The 16,029-nt window shown below is 72.2% G+C and carries 12 protein-coding genes; 10 read left to right on the top strand and 2 right to left on the bottom strand.

What is annotated here, in order from left to right; genetic code table 11:
- Window positions 1–27 precede the first annotated feature (27 nt).
- The 10 genes from ACIPK4_RS18955 to ACIPK4_RS19000 all read left to right on the top strand — a co-directional run bounded on the left by ACIPK4_RS18955 (window position 28) and on the right by ACIPK4_RS19000 (window position 13,404).
- Window positions 28–1,215, top strand: a complete 1,188-nt coding sequence (locus ACIPK4_RS18955; RefSeq protein ID WP_402313965.1) for a saccharopine dehydrogenase family protein — start codon at window positions 28–30, stop codon at window positions 1,213–1,215.
- A 13-nt stretch (window positions 1,216–1,228) separates the two neighbouring features.
- Window positions 1,229–2,560, top strand: a complete 1,332-nt coding sequence (locus tag ACIPK4_RS18960; protein ID WP_402313967.1) for a lysine N(6)-hydroxylase/L-ornithine N(5)-oxygenase family protein — start codon at window positions 1,229–1,231, stop codon at window positions 2,558–2,560.
- 78 nt (window positions 2,561–2,638) lie between these two features.
- The gene (locus tag ACIPK4_RS18965) at window positions 2,639–4,669 is read left to right on the top strand and encodes a class I tRNA ligase family protein (RefSeq protein ID WP_402313969.1); all 2,031 of its coding nucleotides are present in this window, start codon (window positions 2,639–2,641) and stop codon (window positions 4,667–4,669) included.
- Between the two features lie 85 nt (window positions 4,670–4,754).
- A complete protein-coding gene (locus tag ACIPK4_RS18970) occupies window positions 4,755–6,026 on the top strand; it encodes an aspartate aminotransferase family protein (protein ID WP_402313971.1) in 1,272 nt (423 codons plus the stop codon).
- A 150-nt stretch (window positions 6,027–6,176) separates the two neighbouring features.
- Window positions 6,177–6,785 (top strand): sigma-70 family RNA polymerase sigma factor, encoded by a 609-nt coding sequence (locus ACIPK4_RS18975; protein ID WP_376195387.1) that lies wholly within the window; start codon window positions 6,177–6,179, stop codon window positions 6,783–6,785.
- A gap of 174 nt (window positions 6,786–6,959) precedes the next feature.
- Window positions 6,960–7,964, top strand: coding sequence for a hydroxyacid dehydrogenase (locus ACIPK4_RS18980; protein WP_054226546.1), 1,005 nt, complete (start codon window positions 6,960–6,962; stop codon window positions 7,962–7,964).
- A gap of 124 nt (window positions 7,965–8,088) precedes the next feature.
- Window positions 8,089–9,366, top strand: coding sequence for an adenylosuccinate synthase (locus ACIPK4_RS18985; protein ID WP_402314392.1), 1,278 nt, complete (start codon window positions 8,089–8,091; stop codon window positions 9,364–9,366).
- Between the two features lies 1 nt (window position 9,367).
- Window positions 9,368–9,943: a hypothetical protein gene (locus ACIPK4_RS18990; protein ID WP_402313973.1), complete on the top strand. Its 576-nt coding sequence runs from the start codon at window positions 9,368–9,370 to the stop codon at window positions 9,941–9,943.
- A gap of 162 nt (window positions 9,944–10,105) precedes the next feature.
- Window positions 10,106–11,344 carry an MFS transporter gene (locus ACIPK4_RS18995; RefSeq protein ID WP_400768589.1) on the top strand — a complete coding sequence of 413 codons (1,239 nt, stop codon included), beginning with the start codon at window positions 10,106–10,108 and terminating at the stop codon, window positions 11,342–11,344.
- Window positions 11,341–13,404, top strand: coding sequence for an amino acid adenylation domain-containing protein (locus ACIPK4_RS19000; RefSeq protein ID WP_402313975.1), 2,064 nt, complete (start codon window positions 11,341–11,343; stop codon window positions 13,402–13,404). The genes ACIPK4_RS18995 and ACIPK4_RS19000 overlap by 4 nt, the downstream gene beginning before the upstream one ends.
- A gap of 60 nt (window positions 13,405–13,464) precedes the next feature.
- Here ACIPK4_RS19000 and ACIPK4_RS19005 read toward each other — a convergent pair whose 3' ends face one another.
- Together ACIPK4_RS19005 and ACIPK4_RS19010 are read right to left on the bottom strand one after the other, a co-directional pair.
- Window positions 13,465–14,646 carry an NAD(P)/FAD-dependent oxidoreductase gene (locus tag ACIPK4_RS19005; protein ID WP_402313977.1) on the bottom strand — a complete coding sequence of 394 codons (1,182 nt, stop codon included), beginning with the start codon at window positions 14,644–14,646 and terminating at the stop codon, window positions 13,465–13,467.
- Window positions 14,639–16,029: condensation domain-containing protein (locus ACIPK4_RS19010; RefSeq protein WP_402313979.1), on the bottom strand; the 1,391-nt coding region annotated here is incomplete at its 5' end. The genes ACIPK4_RS19010 and ACIPK4_RS19005, both read right to left, overlap by 8 nt.

Genomic DNA, 16,029 nt, shown 5'->3' on the forward strand with positions numbered 1-16,029 from the left:
GAGCACGCTGGAACGGAGGGCGTGCTCATGAAGGTGGCCCTCCTCGGCTGCGGCCAGATGGGCCGGGCCGCCGCGTACGCGCTGGCCACGGACCCCGGAACCGAGGAGCTGCTGCTCCTGGACCGGGATCCCGGCCAGGCCGCCGCCCTGCGGGACTGGTTACAGGACGGCGGCGGGACCGGGAACCGGCCCGCCGCCACGGTCCGGGCCACCGGCGGTCTCGACTCCGCCCTCACCGGGTGCGAGGTCGTCGCCATGGCGATGCCCTGGGCACCCACCGACGAGGCCCTGCACGCCGCGGTCGGCGCCGGCCGCCCGGTCGCCGCCATCACCCGGCCGCCCACGGCCGAACTGTCCCTGCTCGACACCCGGATCCGGTCCGCCGGCGGCACCGTTCTGCTGCCGGTCGGCCTGGAACCCGGCCTGACCGAACTGCTCGCCGTCCACCTCGCGCAGCGGCTCGACCGGGTCCACTCCCTGGAGATCTACTGCGGGGGCATACCCACCGAGCCCCGCGAGCCCCTCGGCTACACCGCCTTCTTCGGCGGCGAGAACGACCACCACCTGCCGATCGCCCAGCGGGAGGCACTGGCCCTGGACCGGGGCCGACCGGTTCACCACCCCCGGTTCTCCGGAGTGGTGACCCGCGAATACGCCGGTGTCGGCCGGCTGGAGGCCTACCACGACGGGATGGCCCCCTGGCTGGGCGAACACCCCGCCCTCCGCGACGCGGACTGCACCCAGAAGACCCTGCGCTGGCCGGGCTTCGCCCGCGTCGTCACCGAACTGGCCCGTCTCGGCCTGCTGGCCGACGACCCGGTGGACGTGGACGGGTCCCGCGTCGTCCCCCGGCGCCTGGTCGAGCGCGTGCTCTCCCCCCAGGTGCGGGCCACGGCGGACGACCGGGACGCGGTGGTCCTGGACCTCACCGCCCACGGGGAACTCGACGGACGGCCCGCTTCCCTGCGCACCACCGTCGTGGACATCGCCGACGAGACGACCGGCCTGTCCGCGATGGCCCGCACCACCGGGTTCACCATGGCCGCCGCCACCCGGCTGCTCGCCGAGCGGGCCGTCACCGGCACCGGGTGGATCAAACCGCACCTCGCCCTGTCGCAGGAGCTGACGGAGCGAGTGATGCAGTCGCTGACCGGGCGCGGAGTCACCTGGCTGCCGGCCCACGAGGTCGCCGAAGCCGAACGCCCCCACCTGTAACGGGAGCCCCATGATGAGTACAACACCGCGAACCTACGACCTGGTGGGCATAGGGTTAGGCCCCTCCAACCTCAGCCTCGCCGCGCTCACCTCGCGGGAGCCCGGCTTCTGCGCCGTGTTCCTCGACCGCAAGGACGCCTTCGACTGGCACCCCGGCCTGATGGTGCCGGACGCCGAGATGCAGGTGCACTTCCTCAAGGACCTGGTCACACCGGTCGACCCGACCAACCCGCACTCCTTCCTCGCCTTCCAGGTGGAGCAGAAGCGGCTGTACCGGCTGCTGGTCACCGGCCGCTCCAAGGTGCCGCGGCGCGAGTTCGAGCAGTACTGCCGCTGGGTGTCGCAGCGCCTGGACAACCTCCGGTTCGGCGTCACCACCGAGACCGTCGAATGGGACGGCTCCGCCTTCCTGGTGCACACCACCGACGGCGTGCTGCGCGCCCGCAACGTGGCCACCGGCACCGGACTCACCGCCAAACTCCCGCAGTGCGCCGTCGGCCACGACCCCGAGACGGTCTTCCACGCCGAGCAGCTCATGCGCAGGCCCCGCGACTTCGCGGGCAAGCGGGTGGCCGTGATCGGCGGCGGCCAGAGCGGCGCCGAGGTCGTCAGCCACCTGCTCACCTCCGAGACGCAGCGCCCGGCACGGATCGTATGGGGCACCCGGCGCACCAACCTGCTGCCGCTGGACGACAGCCCGTTCGTGGACGAGCTCTTCCTGCCCGACTACAGCCGCCACTTCCACAGCCTTCCCGAGGCCGAACGCGAAGACGTGGTCCGGCGGCTGCGGATGGCCAGCGACGGCATCTCCCTGTCGACCCTCCAGGCCCTCTACCGGCGCCTGTACGACCTGGAACTGCTGGAGGGCGGCGGCCGGCCCTGCAGGATCCTGCTCGACCAGCACCTCACCGCCCTGACCCGCACCCCGGAAGGGCTCGCCACCACCTGGCAGGCCACCCGCGGCGGCGACCCGGTGCACGAGAGCGTCGACATCGTGATCTGCGCCACCGGCTACGAGCACGGCATGTCCGAACCGCTCCTCGGCCTGAAGGACCGTCTCAACCTGCACGACGGACTGCCCGTCGTCCGCTCCGACTTCAGCCTCGACTGGGACGGGCCGGCCGACCACCGCGTGTACGTGCAGAACGCGGCCCGCCGCGAGTTCGGCGTCGCCGACCCCAACCTGAGCCTGCTGGCCTGGCGCAGCGCCGTCATCGCCAACAGCCTGCTCGGCCACGAGCGGTACGACACCGGATCCGTCAGCACCGCCCTGGACTGGGAGCCGCTGGGCTCCGACGTGCCGGACCCGAGCCGGCCGGGGGCCGTCGCGGCCGGACGGGCCTGATCCCGCACACGACCTTCCCGAGAGGAGCAGTGGGGCGTCCGCGGCCGGCTCCGGCCGCACGGCGTTCCGCGCCCAGCCATGCACGTCATACGCATCCCACGTACGGTCGGGGAACTCGACCTGCCCGACTTCGTCCGCAGCGTCGAGCCCGCCTGGGCCGGCGGGGGCACCCTCCCCTTCAACCTGCGCCGGGTCACCCTCCGCCCCGGCGAGAAGACCGCCCCGCACAACCACCACGACACCGAGGTGTGGGTGGTCCTGGACGGCGAGGGCGAGGTCACCTCGGACGGGCAGACCGTCCGGGTCGGCGCCGGCGACACCGTAAGCCTGCCGCCGCTGGGCGTCCACACCCTGCACAACACCGCCGGCGACCGCCCGCTGACCTTCCTCACCACCTGGTGGGAGGACATGGCGGCCCTCGACGCGGCACACGGCGAGCGCGCGGAGCAGCCCGGCGGAGCCGAGCGGCCCGTCCTGCTGCTGCCCTCCTTCCCCACCCCGAACGGCGAGCTGCACCTCGGCCACATGGTCGGCCCGTTCCTCGGTGCGGACCTGGTCCGGCGCGGCCTGGAAGGCCGCGGGACCCAGGCCCACCTGCTGCTCGGCACGGTCGGCCACCAGTCCCAGGTCGCCTCCGCCGCCATCAGCCAGGGCCTGTCCTTCTACGAACTGGCCGAACGCAACACCGACGCCATCCAGGAGGCCCTCACCGCGGCCGACGTCCGCTGGGACGTCTTCGTCCGCCCCTCCTCGCCCGAATACCCCCGGGTGGCCCTGGAGATCTTCGAGGACCTCCGGGCCAAGGGCGCCGTGGTCACCAAGACCGTGCGGGCCAACCACTGCGCCCCCTGCGGCACGTTCCTCTTCGAGGCGTTCGTCGCGGGAGCCTGCCCGCACTGCGGCTCGCACGACACCGCCGGCATCGAGTGCGAGGCCTGCGCGCTGCCCTTCGCCGACGAGGACCTGCGCGAGCCGAGCTGCGCCACCTGCGGCACCCCCGCCGAGCAGCGCGACCTCACCCGGTGGTACCTGCCCCTGGAGCCGCTGCGCGAGAAGCTCACCGCGTACCTGCGCACCGTCCACATGAGCGCCCGGCTGCGCACGTACGTCGACCGGGTCCTCGCCGGACCGCTGCCCGACCTCCCGGTCAGCACCGTCGCCCCCGACGGGATCCTGGTCCCGGCCGACCCCACCGGCGGCACCGAGGGCCAGCGCATGTACTCCGCGTTCGAGCTCGCGGCCCGCTTCATCACCGCCCTCGACGCCCTCGCCCGGGGCAAGGGCGAGAGCGGCTGGCGGGAGTACGTCCGGGCGGACGACCCGCGCACGGTGCTGTTCTTCGGCTTCGACAACGCCTTCCTGCGCACCATCGTCTTCCCGGCCGTCCTCGGCTCGTTCACCGACCGGCCGGCCCTGCCCGACACGATGATCTGCAACGAGTTCTACACGCTGGACGGGCAGAAGTTCTCCACCGGCCGGATGCACGCGATCTGGGGCCGGGAGGTCTTCCGCGAGCAGACCCGCGACCAGCTGCGGCTCTACCTGGCCGGCACCCGGCCCGACATCCGCCGCCGGGACTTCGTCATCGACGAGTACGCCGCGTTCGTCCGGACCGAACTCCTCGACGGCTGGGAGCCCTGGCTCGCCTCCGTCGCCGCCCGCGTCGACAAGCACTTCGGCGGCGCCGCCCCCGAGGCGGGCAGCTGGAACGCCGAGGCCGAGCGGTTCTACGGACAGATCCGCGAGTTCCGCGCCGCACTGCCCCGGGCCCTGCAGCCCGAGCGGTTCGACTCCCGCGGCGCGGCCGAACTGCTCCGTACGTTCGTCCACCGGGCCCGCCGGTTCGCGGAGGTGGCCGAGGACGTGCTGGCCGCCGGGGCGCCCTCGGGCGACGCCCGTACCTGCGTGGCACTGGAGCTGATGGCCGTGCGCACGCTGGCCGAGACGGCCCGTCCGCTGGTGCCCGTCCTGGCCGCCCGGCTCGACGAACAGCTCGGCACGGCGGGAACGGTGGCCACGGACACCCCGCAATGGGTCCCCGCGGGTACCCCGGTGCGCCTGGCCGGACCGTACTTCACGGCGGACGTGGCGATCAGGACCGCCCGCTGACCCGACGCGCCCCGCGCGTCACCCCGGCTTCCCCCTCCATTTCGTCCCCCTCCATTTCTTCCTTCCGGTAGTGAAAGGGCACAACGTGAACACGGACAAGTCTGCCGAGCTGTACTCCCGCGCGGTCGAGGTCATGCCCGGCGGCAACAGCCGTACCGCCGTCTACAGCGCCCCGTACCCGGTCTACATCCAGTCCGGCAGCGGCGCCCGGGTGACCGACGCCGACGGCGTCGAGCGCCTCGACTTCCTCAACAACAGCACCACCCTGATCCACGGCCACGCCCACCCCGAGATGGTCAAGGCGGTCACCGAAGCCGTGAGCCGCGGCGCCAGCTTCGGCATGCCCACCCCGGTCGAGGTCGAGTACGCCGAGGCGCTCTCGGCCCGCAACGAGACCTTCGAGCACGTCCGCTTCACCAGCTCGGGAACCGAGGCCGTGATGATGGCCGTCCAGGCGGCCCGCGCCTACACCAAGCGCCCGAAGATCGCCAAGATCGCCGGCGCCTACCACGGTGCCTACGACGCGGTCGCCGTCAACAACGACGGCTCCGGCTCGCTCATCAACCACGCCGTCACCGGCAACCCCGCGGGCGTGGTCGACAACACCGTCGTGTTCCCCTTCAACGACGCCGAGGGCGCCCTCGCGGTGCTCCGCGAGCACGCCGACGACCTGGCCTGCGTCCTGATCGACCCGGTGCCGTGGCGGATCGGCCTGGTCCCGGCCGACAAGGAGTACCTGGACGCGCTGCGCGCCTTCTGCGACGAGAGCGGCGCCCTGCTCATCTCCGACGAGGTCGGCTCCTACCGCGTCGGCTACCACGGCGCCATGCACCTGCTCGGCAGCGAGGCCGACCTGACCGTCCTCGGCAAGGTCATCGGCGGCGGCATGCCGATCGGCGCGGTCGCCGGCCGCCGCAAGTTCATGGGCGTCTTCGACCCGAGCCAGGGCTCCCCGGCGCTGCCGCACTCCGGCTCGTACAACGCCAACCCGGTCAGCATGAGCTCCGGCGTGACCTCCCTGCGCCTGCTCACCCCCGAGGCCCACGAGCGCATCGGCGAGCTCGGCGAGCGGGCCCGCACCGCCATGCGCGCCACGATCGAGTCCGCCGGACTCGACTGGCAGGTCAACGGCCTCGGTTCGCTGTTCCGCGTCATCGCCACCAGCGCCCCCCAGGGCTACACCAGCCCGGCGGCGGCCATGAAGCGCCTGTACTGGGTGCTGCTGGACAACGGTGTCCACATCGGCGACAGCGGCCTCGGCTGCATCTCCACCCCCATGTCCGACGAGGACATCACCGCGTTCGCCGAGGCCTTCGACACGAGCGTGCGCCAGGTGCTGGCCGAGGGCCGGGCCTGATCCGTGCCGGTCCGGGCCGGCCCGCGCCGGCCCGGACCGGCACCGGCTGTTGCGAGTGACCGTACTGCTCCGAGTGACCCGTACTGCTCCTAGTGACCTGAGCTGACCCGAGTGATGGGCTGCGCCACGGGCCGGCCTGGAGGCAAAACCTTGTTCGATCTTGATCAGGAAGAGTTCCACCGCCGCAGGGCGAGCCTGCAGGCGCTGGCCTACCGTCGCGTCGGCTCCGCAGAGGAAGCCGAGGACATCATCTCCGAGGCCTGGCTGCGCTGGATGACGGCGCAGAACGTCGAGAACGTCGAGAACCACGGGGCCTTCCTCTCCACCGTCGTCACCCACCTGTGCGCCGACTACCGCAAGTCCGCGCACACCCGGCGGGTCTCCTACGTCGGCGCCCTGGTGCCGGAGCAGACCGTCACCACCACCCCTGAGCCGTTCCAGAACGTGGAGCGGGCCGAGGAACTCCGGCGCGGCGTGGCCTGGCTGCTGGAACGCCTCGGCCCGGCCGAGCGGGCCGTGCTCGTGCTCCGCACCGCATTCGAGTACAGCTACCGGGAGATCGCCGCCGTACTGGGCATCAGCGAGGTGTACTGCCGCAAGCTGTACGGCCGTGCCCACGACCGGCTCGCCGAGGGCCGGCCCCGCTTCACGGCCGCGCCCGTGGAGCAGGCCGAACTCACCGAGCGGCTGCTCGCCGCCAGCCGCGGGGGAGAACTCAGGCCGCTGGAAAGCCTGCTGGCCGCGAGCGTGGCGGCCTGATCCGGCCTCCGCGGCCCCCGCACCCCCGTATCACCCGCACCGCGCCGTTCCTCGCACCCCCGTACCCCTCGCACGCCGCTACCCCCGTATCCCTCGCATCCACCGCATCCTTCGATCCGCATTCGCGTCCAGGAGCGCCCCGTCGGCCCCTGGCCCCACAGGAAGCACACCATCATGCGACCGAACGTAGTCCTCGTCGGCTCGATGTACGCCGCCGAAGCCGAGGAACTGCTGGAGCAGCACGCCGACGTCCGCCGCGTGGACGACTCCGACCGGGCGGCCGTCCTGGCGGCCCTCTCCGACGCGCACGGCCTGGTGGCCCGCTACCCCGCCCGGATCGACCGGGAACTCCTCGCGGCCGCCCCCCACCTGATCGCCGTGCTCTCCAGCGGACGCGGCGTGGACAACATCGACATCGAGGCCGCCACCGAGGCAGGTGTGGTCGTCGCCAACAACCCGGGTCTGGGCGGCAAGCCCGTCTCCGAGCACTTCTTCGGGCTGCTCCTGATGGTCACGCGCAACCTCGCCGCGATCCACCGCCACGGCAACCGGGCCGCCTGGGGGGAGAGCCGGCTGGGCAGCCACCGCGTCGAACTCACCGGGAAGACCCTGGGCATCGTCGGCCTCGGCAACGTCGGAGGCTGGACCGCCCGGCGCGCCCACGGCGGTTTCCTGATGAAGGTCCTCGCGTACGACCCGTACGTCTCGGCCGAGAAGATGGCCGAGGTCGGCGCGATCAAGGTGGAGCGACTGGAAGACCTCCTCGCCGAGGCGGACTTCGTCACCGCCCACCCGGAGATGAACGAAGAGACCGAGCACATGTTCAACGACAAGACCTTCGCGCAGATGAAGCCCGGGGCCTACTTCGTGAACACCTCCCGCGGCCGGGTCACCGACACCGACGCCCTCGTCCGCGCCGTGCGCAGCGGCCACCTCGCCGGCGCCGCCCTCGACGTGTACGAGGACGAGCCGCTGCCGGACGACAGCCCGCTGCTCACCCTGGACAACGTCGTGCTCAGCGCCCACATCGCGGACTTCACCGTCGAGACCAAGCGCGCCCTGGCGCTGAACGCCGCCAACCAGCTGATCACCGCCCTCGGCGGCAAGCAGCCCCCGAGCGCCCTCAACCCGGACGCCTGGGGCCGCGCCGCCGAGCGCCGGCGCGAGCTGCTGGCCTGAGCGGCCGTCCGAGGCATCCGTGACGGGCCGCCCGCCGGTGGCGACGCAGGACACCCCGGCGGGCGGCCCGGCACGCCCGTTTCACAGAACCGCCGGAACAGAACAGAGGAGTTCCATCGTGCTCATGGCAGTTGTCGGCCTCAACTGGGGTGACGAGGGCAAAGGAAGGATGGTCGACAATCTCGCCGCGGATGCCGACTACGTGGTCCGCTACCACGGCGGCAGCAACGCCGGCCACACCATCCACACCGACCAGGGCACGTTCAAGCTGCACAGCCTGCCCAGCAGCATCATGCGCCCCGACGTGATCAGCATTCTGGGCCCCGGCATGACCGTCGACGTCGAGGGCCTGCTCGGCGAGATCGACGCCCTGGCCGGCCATCCGGGAGTGACCCCCGAACGGCTGCTCGTCTCCGACCGGGCGTCCGTCTGCTTCCCCTTTCACCGGGACCTGGACGGACTGGAGGAGGAGCGCCTCTCCCACGGCCGCTACGGCTCCACCCGCAAGGGCATCTCACCCGCCTACGGCGACCGCGTCATGAAGAAGACGCTGCTGGTGGGAGAGCTGTTCGACAAGGAGGGCCTGCCGGGCCGGCTGGCCTCCGTCGTCGACTGGGCCAACGAGCGGATCACCAAGCTGTACGGAGGCGCCCCGCTGGTCCTCGCCGAGGTCGAGCGGTGGGCCGCCGACGTCCGCGACCGGCTGGAGCCGCACGTCGCGGACGTCACCGCGCTGCTCTCCCGCGCCCTCGACGAGAACGCCGCCGTCCTGGCCGAGGGCCAGCTCGGCGCCCTGAAGGACCTGTACTTCGGCATCTACCCCTTCACCACCTCGTCCAACTGCCTGGCGGGGCACGCCCCGGTCGGCATGGGCGTGCCGTGGGCCACGGTGGACCACACGGTCGGCGTCACCAAGGCGTTCTCCTCCTGCGTGGGCGCGGGACCCTTCGTCACGGAGTTCGACGAGGAGCGCGCCGACCGGCTGCGCCGCCAGTGGGGCGAGTACGGCTCCACCACCAACCGGCCGCGCCGGCTCGGGGCCTTCGACGCGGTGGCCACCCGCTACGGAGCCCGGGTCCAGGGCGCGGACGCGATCGCCGTCACCAACCTGGACCAGCTCACGGGCATCGGCGAGCTCCAGGTGTGCACCGCGTACGAGCAGGACGGCACCGTGGTGTCCGAGTTCACCACGAGCCCGGCCGAACTGGCCCGGATGAAGCCCGTGTACCGGACGTTCGCCGGCTGGGACGAGGACATCTCCGGGATCCGCCGGTACGAGGAGCTCCCGGCCGCAGCCCGCGCCTACGTCGAGGGCATCCAGGAACTGCTAGGCGTACCCGTCCGCCACGTCTCGGTGGGCTCCCACCGGGACGCCCTGATCACCATCACCGAGGAGGACTGACGTGCTTGCCGTGCTCGCCGTGAGCGACAAGCGGAACATCGACACCCTGGCGATCGGCCTGCTGCGACTGGGCTGGGACGTCGTGGCGACCGAGGGGACCCAGAAGCAGCTGGCGGACGCCGGCCACCCGGTCGGCCGGATCGCCGACCTGGCCGGCGCGCCCACGCTGCTGGGGGGCCGGGTCAAGACCCTGACCCTGTCCGTCATGGGCGGCATCCTCGCCCGTGACACCCCCGCGGACCTGGCGGAGATCGCCGCGTACGACATCACCCGCGTCGACCTCGTCGCCTGCAACTACTACCTGCTGCCCGAGCGGCAGCAGGGCATCGACTTCGCCGCCTTCCGCGAGAAGATCGACGTCGGTGGCCCGGCGATGCTCCGTGGCGCCGCGAAGAACTGCGAGCACGTCATCCCGCTCGGTGACCCCGACGACTACGACGAGGTCCTCGCCCTGCTGGAGTCCGGTGCGGGCAGCCCCTCGGCGGTCCCCCTGTCCCGACGCCTGGCCCTGGCGGAGAAGGCCTTCCGGATCAGCGCCGCGTACGACGACTCGGTCCGCGCCCTCTTCCAGGCCTGACACACGCGGGCTCTTTCAGGCCTGACGCGGGCGGCCGGGGGCGGGCACCGGGTGCGACACGGTGCCCGCCCCCGGCACGACGTCGTCGCAGGTGGAACACCCTTGATCCGGCGCCAAGTTGTTCGGGACACAGGGGTGTCAGCACCATTACTGTGATCTCTCATGACCATTGCTGATAATCACATCACGGCGGCCCGGACCCGCCTTTCCAGAACGTACCTCCTGTGGCTCAGCGGAGCGTTCACGTCCCAATTGGGCGACGCCGCCATGTACTTCGCCCTGGGCTGGGCCGCCACCTCGCACGGAGGAGGTGCCGCCGGCCTCGTACTCACCGCCGTCGCCTTGCCGCGGACGCTGTTCCTCCTGTTGGGCGGGGCCGTTGCGGACCGGTTCTCCCCCCGCCGCATCCTGATCATCGGCGACTCCCTGATGCTGGCCATGACGGTGATCGTGGCCCTCGTCGCGTTCACCTGGGGCAGCACCGTGTGGCTGCTGGTGGGGGCCGGCGTCGTCATGGGCACCATCGACGCCTTCTACCTGCCGGTGTCGGGTTCGATGCCGCGCCGGCTCGTGGGCTCGGACCAGCTGGACCGTGCGGTCGGCCTCAGCCAGACGGGCGGCCAGCTCATCTCGCTGGTGGGCGGCTCCCTGGGCGGCGCCCTGGTCACGGCCGGAGGCCTCGGCGGGGCCGCCGTCTTCGACGGCCTCACGTTCGCCTTCGCCGTCCTCGTGGCCGTCCTCGTCCGCCCCCGCCACGAAGTGCCGCAGGGCGAGCGGCGCAACCTGCTGAGCGAGGCGGGCGAGGGCGTGACGTTCTCGCTGCGCCACCAGGTCCTGCGGCCGGCCCTGATCCTGACCGGTGCGGTCGCCGGCTTCGCCATCCCCGTCGGCTCCCTGCTCGTCCCGCTCCTCGCACGGGAGAACCACTGGAGCGCGCAGACTGCCGGCGTGGTCCTGGGCGGCCAAGCGGTCGGTGCACTCGCCGTCGCCATGACCGTGGCGCGCAAGGGCGCCCTCCGGGCGCCGGGCCTGGTCGCGGCGTTGAGCGTCGTACCCATGGGCCTCGGCATATGGCTGCTCGCGCTGGCCGAGGCGGCCCCGCTCGCCGTGGCGGCCGCCACCCTGTTCGGCCTCGGGCTGGGCCTGTTCGTGACGCACCTGGGCCCGCTGATGCTGGGAGCCAGCCCCGAGACCCACCTCGCCCGGATCCAGTCGCTCATCACGCTGGTGCAGAGCCTCGTCCTGGTCGCCACCCTCAACCTGCTCGGCCAGCTGGCCGAAGCCGTGGACGCGTTCACCACGGCCGTAGTGTGCGCCGCCGTCCTGGTCGCCGCCGGCCTGCTCGCCCTGTCGTCCGCCCCGCTGCGGAACGCCACTATGAAACAGGGTGAAGAGGCGTGAACACCACCCCGCACCCCGCCGGCCGCACGGAGGAAGGGGCGCGGCCGCAAGCCGTACGGCACCTGCTCCTTCCACCCGACCACAACGCGGGGGGAAGCGGATCCGGCGAAGCGCACCGTGTGCTGCGCGCCGGCGAAACGGCCCGCTCGCTGTTCACCTGGTGCCACCGTCACGCAGTGGAGCCGCAGGACGTGGTCCAGGCGATGGCGGCCCACCTGGCGGAGCGGTGGAGCGCATACGCCCGCCCCGAACCCGGGGAGACGCTCGGGCAGGTCCTGCAGCGCATCCCGGAGCGAGTCGTCGAGCCGCCGCCGGAGTCTGCGGGAGCCCTCACGCTCGCCGTGCGAGCCGCACCGGACACCGCGGCGGGGGCAGAGATGACCCTCTCCGCATCCTGGGACGCCGGCACGCTCGACCCGCGGACGGTGGCGGCGTTCCTCGACTCCCTGCACACCCTGATGACGGGATGGCTCGCCGACCCCGGGGCGGACCTGGGCTCCCTCCCGCTGCTCTCCCCGACCGACACCGGCGGTCTGCTCTCCCTCGGTGACGGCGGAGCCCCCACGCACGCCCCGTACCGCACCGTGGTGGAGGCGATCGCCGACCGGGCCGAGCGCCACCCCCGGCGTCCCGCCGTCCGCTTCGCGGGCCGGACGCTCACGTACGAGGACCTGATCCGGCAGGCGCAGGCCACCGCCGCGGGACTTCGGGCCGCCGGCGTCGGGGCTGGTGCGCGCGTCCTGCTGTACGGTGCCCAGTCGGACCTGACCGTGGTGGGCATGCTCGCCTGCCACCTGCTCGGCGCCGCGTACGTACCCCTGGACGTCGAATCCCCCGGCGCACGGCTGGAGCAGGTCGCCACCGGGACGGGCGCCGCTGCCTGCCTTTGGGCCGACGAGGCGACGGCGACGGCACGGGGAGCCGAATTCCTCCCGGAGGGCACCCCACTCGTGCCCGTCACCCTCGCCCCCCGGGCGGCGCAGCCCTCGGTGCACCGCCCTCCCGAGCCCTCGGCGGCCGCGTACGTGCTCTTCTCCTCCGGTACCACCGGGGTCCCCAAGGGGATCGAGGTGAGCCAGCGCAGCCTCGCCCACTTCTGCCGTGAGATCAACGCGGCCTACGCGATCGGCGACGAGGACCGGGTCCTCGCCTTCGCACGCCCGGTGTTCGACGTCTCCGTCTTCGAAGTGTTCGCCACCTTGGCCGCCGGCGCCCGCGTGGTGATCCCGGATGCGGACGCACGACTGGACCCGATGCTCCTCACCGACGTCATCAATGAGGAGGGCGTCACCCTCGCAGAACTGCCCCCGGCACTGCTGCCGCTGCTGGACGCGGCCGAACTTCCCACCCTGCGGATGGTTTCGGTGGGAGGGGAGGCGGTCGCAGGGGCGCTCGTGGCCGAGTGGGACTCGCCCGAACGCGAACTGTGGAACGGCTACGGCCCCACCGAGACCACCGTTGCTGTGACCCTGCAGCGGCTCACCGGCGAGTGGACCGTCTCACCGCCGATCGGGCGTCCCCTCCCCGGATGCACTGCCTTCGTCGTGGACGAGGAACTGCGGCTCCGGCCGAGGGGTGCCGTCGGGGAACTGTGCATCGCGGGCCCGTCCCTGGCCACGGGCTACCTGGACGATCCGGAGCGCACGGCCGCCGCGTTCGTAGAACTGCCCGAAGTGCCCGGGACGCGGGTGTACCGCACCGGAGACCTCGCGCGGTGGCGCGGCGACGGGGCCCTGGACTATCTGGGCCGGATCGACCGACAGGTCAAGGTCAACGGATTCCGTGTCGAGCCCGCCGAGGTCGAGGGCGTGCTCGCGGCCGCCACCGGGGTCCGCCAGGCCGTCGTGGAGATGGCCGAGGCCGCCGGAGGCGGCCGCATCCTGGGCGCTCTGGTGGTGGGCGGCGCCGACCTGGACCACGCGACCGTGCTCGAACAGGTCCGCAGGACGCTTCCGCCGTACGCGGTCCCCGGCCGCCTGGTCCGTGCCGAGGCGCTGCCGCTGACGGCGAACGGAAAGGTCGACCGCGCCGAGGTGCGCCGCATGCTGGGCGCACGCTGAAACGGTCCGGCGTCCTGCCCGCGGGCAGGACGCCGGACCGTTCGGTCGTGCGGCGCAAGATCAGAGCGAGGCCACGAACTCGTCGCTGAAGAATTCGTCGGAGCCACAGGCACCGGACAGCATCGAGAAGTACAGCCCGGTCATCTCGGCGCTCTCGGCGACGGCGCGGAGCATCGCCAGCCGTTCCGGGGTCACCGTCAGATCCGCGACGAACAAGGTGCTGTGGTACCCCTCGACGACCAGGTCGTAGTGGGCGGTGGCGTACCGGCGCAGGGCCGTGTCCAGGTCCTGCGTGTTGCCGGCCTCGCCCGGCAGGGTATCGGCGAGCAACTGGGCCTGGAGGAAGGCATCGGTGATGCCGCGCGCCGTGATGGAGTCCTTGTGGTGCGCCGCGTCACCCACGAGGGCCCATCCAGGACCCGCCGCCCGACGGATGAAGTTCTGCTGGTCACCCGTTCCGTAGAGCCGGTCGATTGGTCCCTTCCCTGCGACCTGCTCGTAGAGTTCCGGAGCGTGCTCGCGGAAGCAGCCCAGGTACGCCTCGGTGGCGTTGCCCTTCATCTGCCGGAAGTCGCTTTGCGGGAAGTAGCACCCCACCAGCGTGGCCCCGTCGTTGGTCGACACGGCGCCCACCCAGCGGCCGGGGGCCTCGTGCAGCGCCATCCGCGGCCCCGGCAGGTCCCAGTACGTGTAGTACGCGCAGGTCTTGGGGCCGGTGCTGTCCAACACCTCCGCCTGGACCTGGTCGGCCACCCGCGAGCGCATGCCGTCCGCGCCGACCACGAGGCGCGCGTGCCGGTCCGTCCACGCCGAGCCGGAGGTCCGGCACTTGAGACCGACGACCCGTCCGTCCCGGAAGAGCAGGTCGCCCGCGGTGGTCTCGTCGTGGAACTCGACGCCCGCCGCGACGGCCGCGTCGACCAGGATGCGGTCGAGCAGGTACCGGCGCGGGGCGTATGCGGCCCGCTGCCCGTCCACGGGCCGACTCGACCCGGTCAGCCGTACGTCCCCGACGCGGTACTCGACCGTGTCCACCGGCGGGCAGCCGGTGGAGGCGATGTCGTCGAGAACGCCCCACGCGGCGAGGCGGGCCACGCCGGGCTGGTGGATGTACAGGGTGGACAGCGTGTCCTTGGGAAACTTCGCCCGCTCGATGAGCAGGACCTTGTGGCCCTGCCGTGCGAGCAGGAGCGCGGTGGACGCTCCCGCGCAGCGGGCCCCCACGACGATGACGTCATACATCGCGGGCTGCCCCGGCCGCGAGCGCCTCTGCCGCGATCTCCCGGTAGACGTCCAGGTGGGCAGCCGCCACCGCGTCGAGATCGGCCGCGGAGAACGCATGGGCCGCAGCGGCCGCTTCGATCACGAGCCGTTCGCCGTCCGGTGACTGCACCACGTCGAACGCCAGCGGGAAGCTGGTCTTGTCCTCGATGCGGGTGTCCAGCACGCGTACGGCCTCGAGCGCGTCCAGCTCCGTACTGCGATGGAACTGCACGTAGTTGAACGCCACGTCGAACAGCGGTGCACCCATGACCTCGCGCAACGCGGGGAACGGGAAACGACGGTGGGGCAGCAGTTCCTTCTCCGCCTCGAAGACGCCCTCGACGATGTCCCTCCACGAGCCGGTGACGGGGACGGACATCGGGACCACGTTCAGGAAGAGGCCCACCAGGCGATCGCTCTCCGCGGTCTCCGGACGACCGTTGACGATCAGGCCGGTCACGGGCTCGACCGAACCGGTGAAGCGGCCGAGCGCCGCGAGGTGACCGGCTACGATCAGGCTCTTGTACGGCAGCCGCCACAGCCGCGACCCGTGCCGGAGCCCGGCCACGACGTCTTGCGGGACCGCGGAGACCAGCGTCCTGCGGTCGGAACCCTCCTGGGCGCGGGGGCTGGTGAGGGTCGGGGCCAGGGCCGCGCAGCGCTCCTTCCAGAACCTGCGGGTCTCCTCCGAACCGACCGCCTGCTGTTCGAGGGCGGCGAACTCGGCGCAGCCCCGCGACGGCAGGGTCGGCTCGGGAGCGGCCCCACGCAGCATCGCGTCGTACCGGCGCAGGAGGTCCGCAGCAAAGACGGACTCGCTCCAGCCGTCCATCACGGCATGGTGGAAGCCGTACGTCAGGACGTACTCTTCGGCAGCCGTCAGGACGAGCCGGAAACGGATCAGCGTGCGCGCGTCCGGGGCGAAGGGCAGGCCTGCCGCCCGGTCGGCCGCTGCCACGGCCGCGGCCGACACGTCGGGATCCTGGCCGCGGACGTCCGTGATCTCCAGGTCGACGACGGGCTCGGCGAACACCAGCTGCACCGGGGTGCTCAGCGTGTGCAGGTCGAAGCCGGTGCGCAGGGCCGGATGCTGCTCCAGGGCGAGCCGCAGGGCCTCCGTGAACGAGGCCTCGTCGAACCGGCCGGACACCCGGCGGCTGATGACGTCGATGTACAGGCCGCTGTCCGGGTCCGCTTCCGCCTCGAAGAGCAACCCGAGCTGCATCTGCGTGGCCGGATACGCGCTCTCGACCTCCGGGCCGAACCGCTGTGCCACGTCGTCGTCCTCGACACCCGCAGCGGGGCCTTCGGCCCGCGCGGCGGGCGGCTGCGGTCCGTCGTCCCCGCCGGCCAGTGCCCGGA

The sequence above is a fragment of the Streptomyces sp. NPDC086989 genome, from assembly GCF_044745505.1.
Classification (GTDB): Bacteria; Actinomycetota; Actinomycetes; order Streptomycetales; family Streptomycetaceae; genus Streptomyces.

Coding starts and splice junctions, on each gene's coding strand:
- ACIPK4_RS18980 (WP_054226546.1), top strand. CDS start 6,960: ATGCGACCGAACGTAGTCCTCGTCGGCTCGATGTACGCCGCCGAAGCC.
- ACIPK4_RS19005 (WP_402313977.1), bottom strand. CDS start 14,646: ATGTATGACGTCATCGTCGTGGGGGCCCGCTGCGCGGGAGCGTCCACC.
- ACIPK4_RS18965 (WP_402313969.1), top strand. CDS start 2,639: ATGCACGTCATACGCATCCCACGTACGGTCGGGGAACTCGACCTGCCC.
- ACIPK4_RS18995 (WP_400768589.1), top strand. CDS start 10,106: ATGACCATTGCTGATAATCACATCACGGCGGCCCGGACCCGCCTTTCC.
- ACIPK4_RS18985 (WP_402314392.1), top strand. CDS start 8,089: ATGGCAGTTGTCGGCCTCAACTGGGGTGACGAGGGCAAAGGAAGGATG.
- ACIPK4_RS18960 (WP_402313967.1), top strand. CDS start 1,229: ATGAGTACAACACCGCGAACCTACGACCTGGTGGGCATAGGGTTAGGC.
- ACIPK4_RS18955 (WP_402313965.1), top strand. CDS start 28: ATGAAGGTGGCCCTCCTCGGCTGCGGCCAGATGGGCCGGGCCGCCGCG.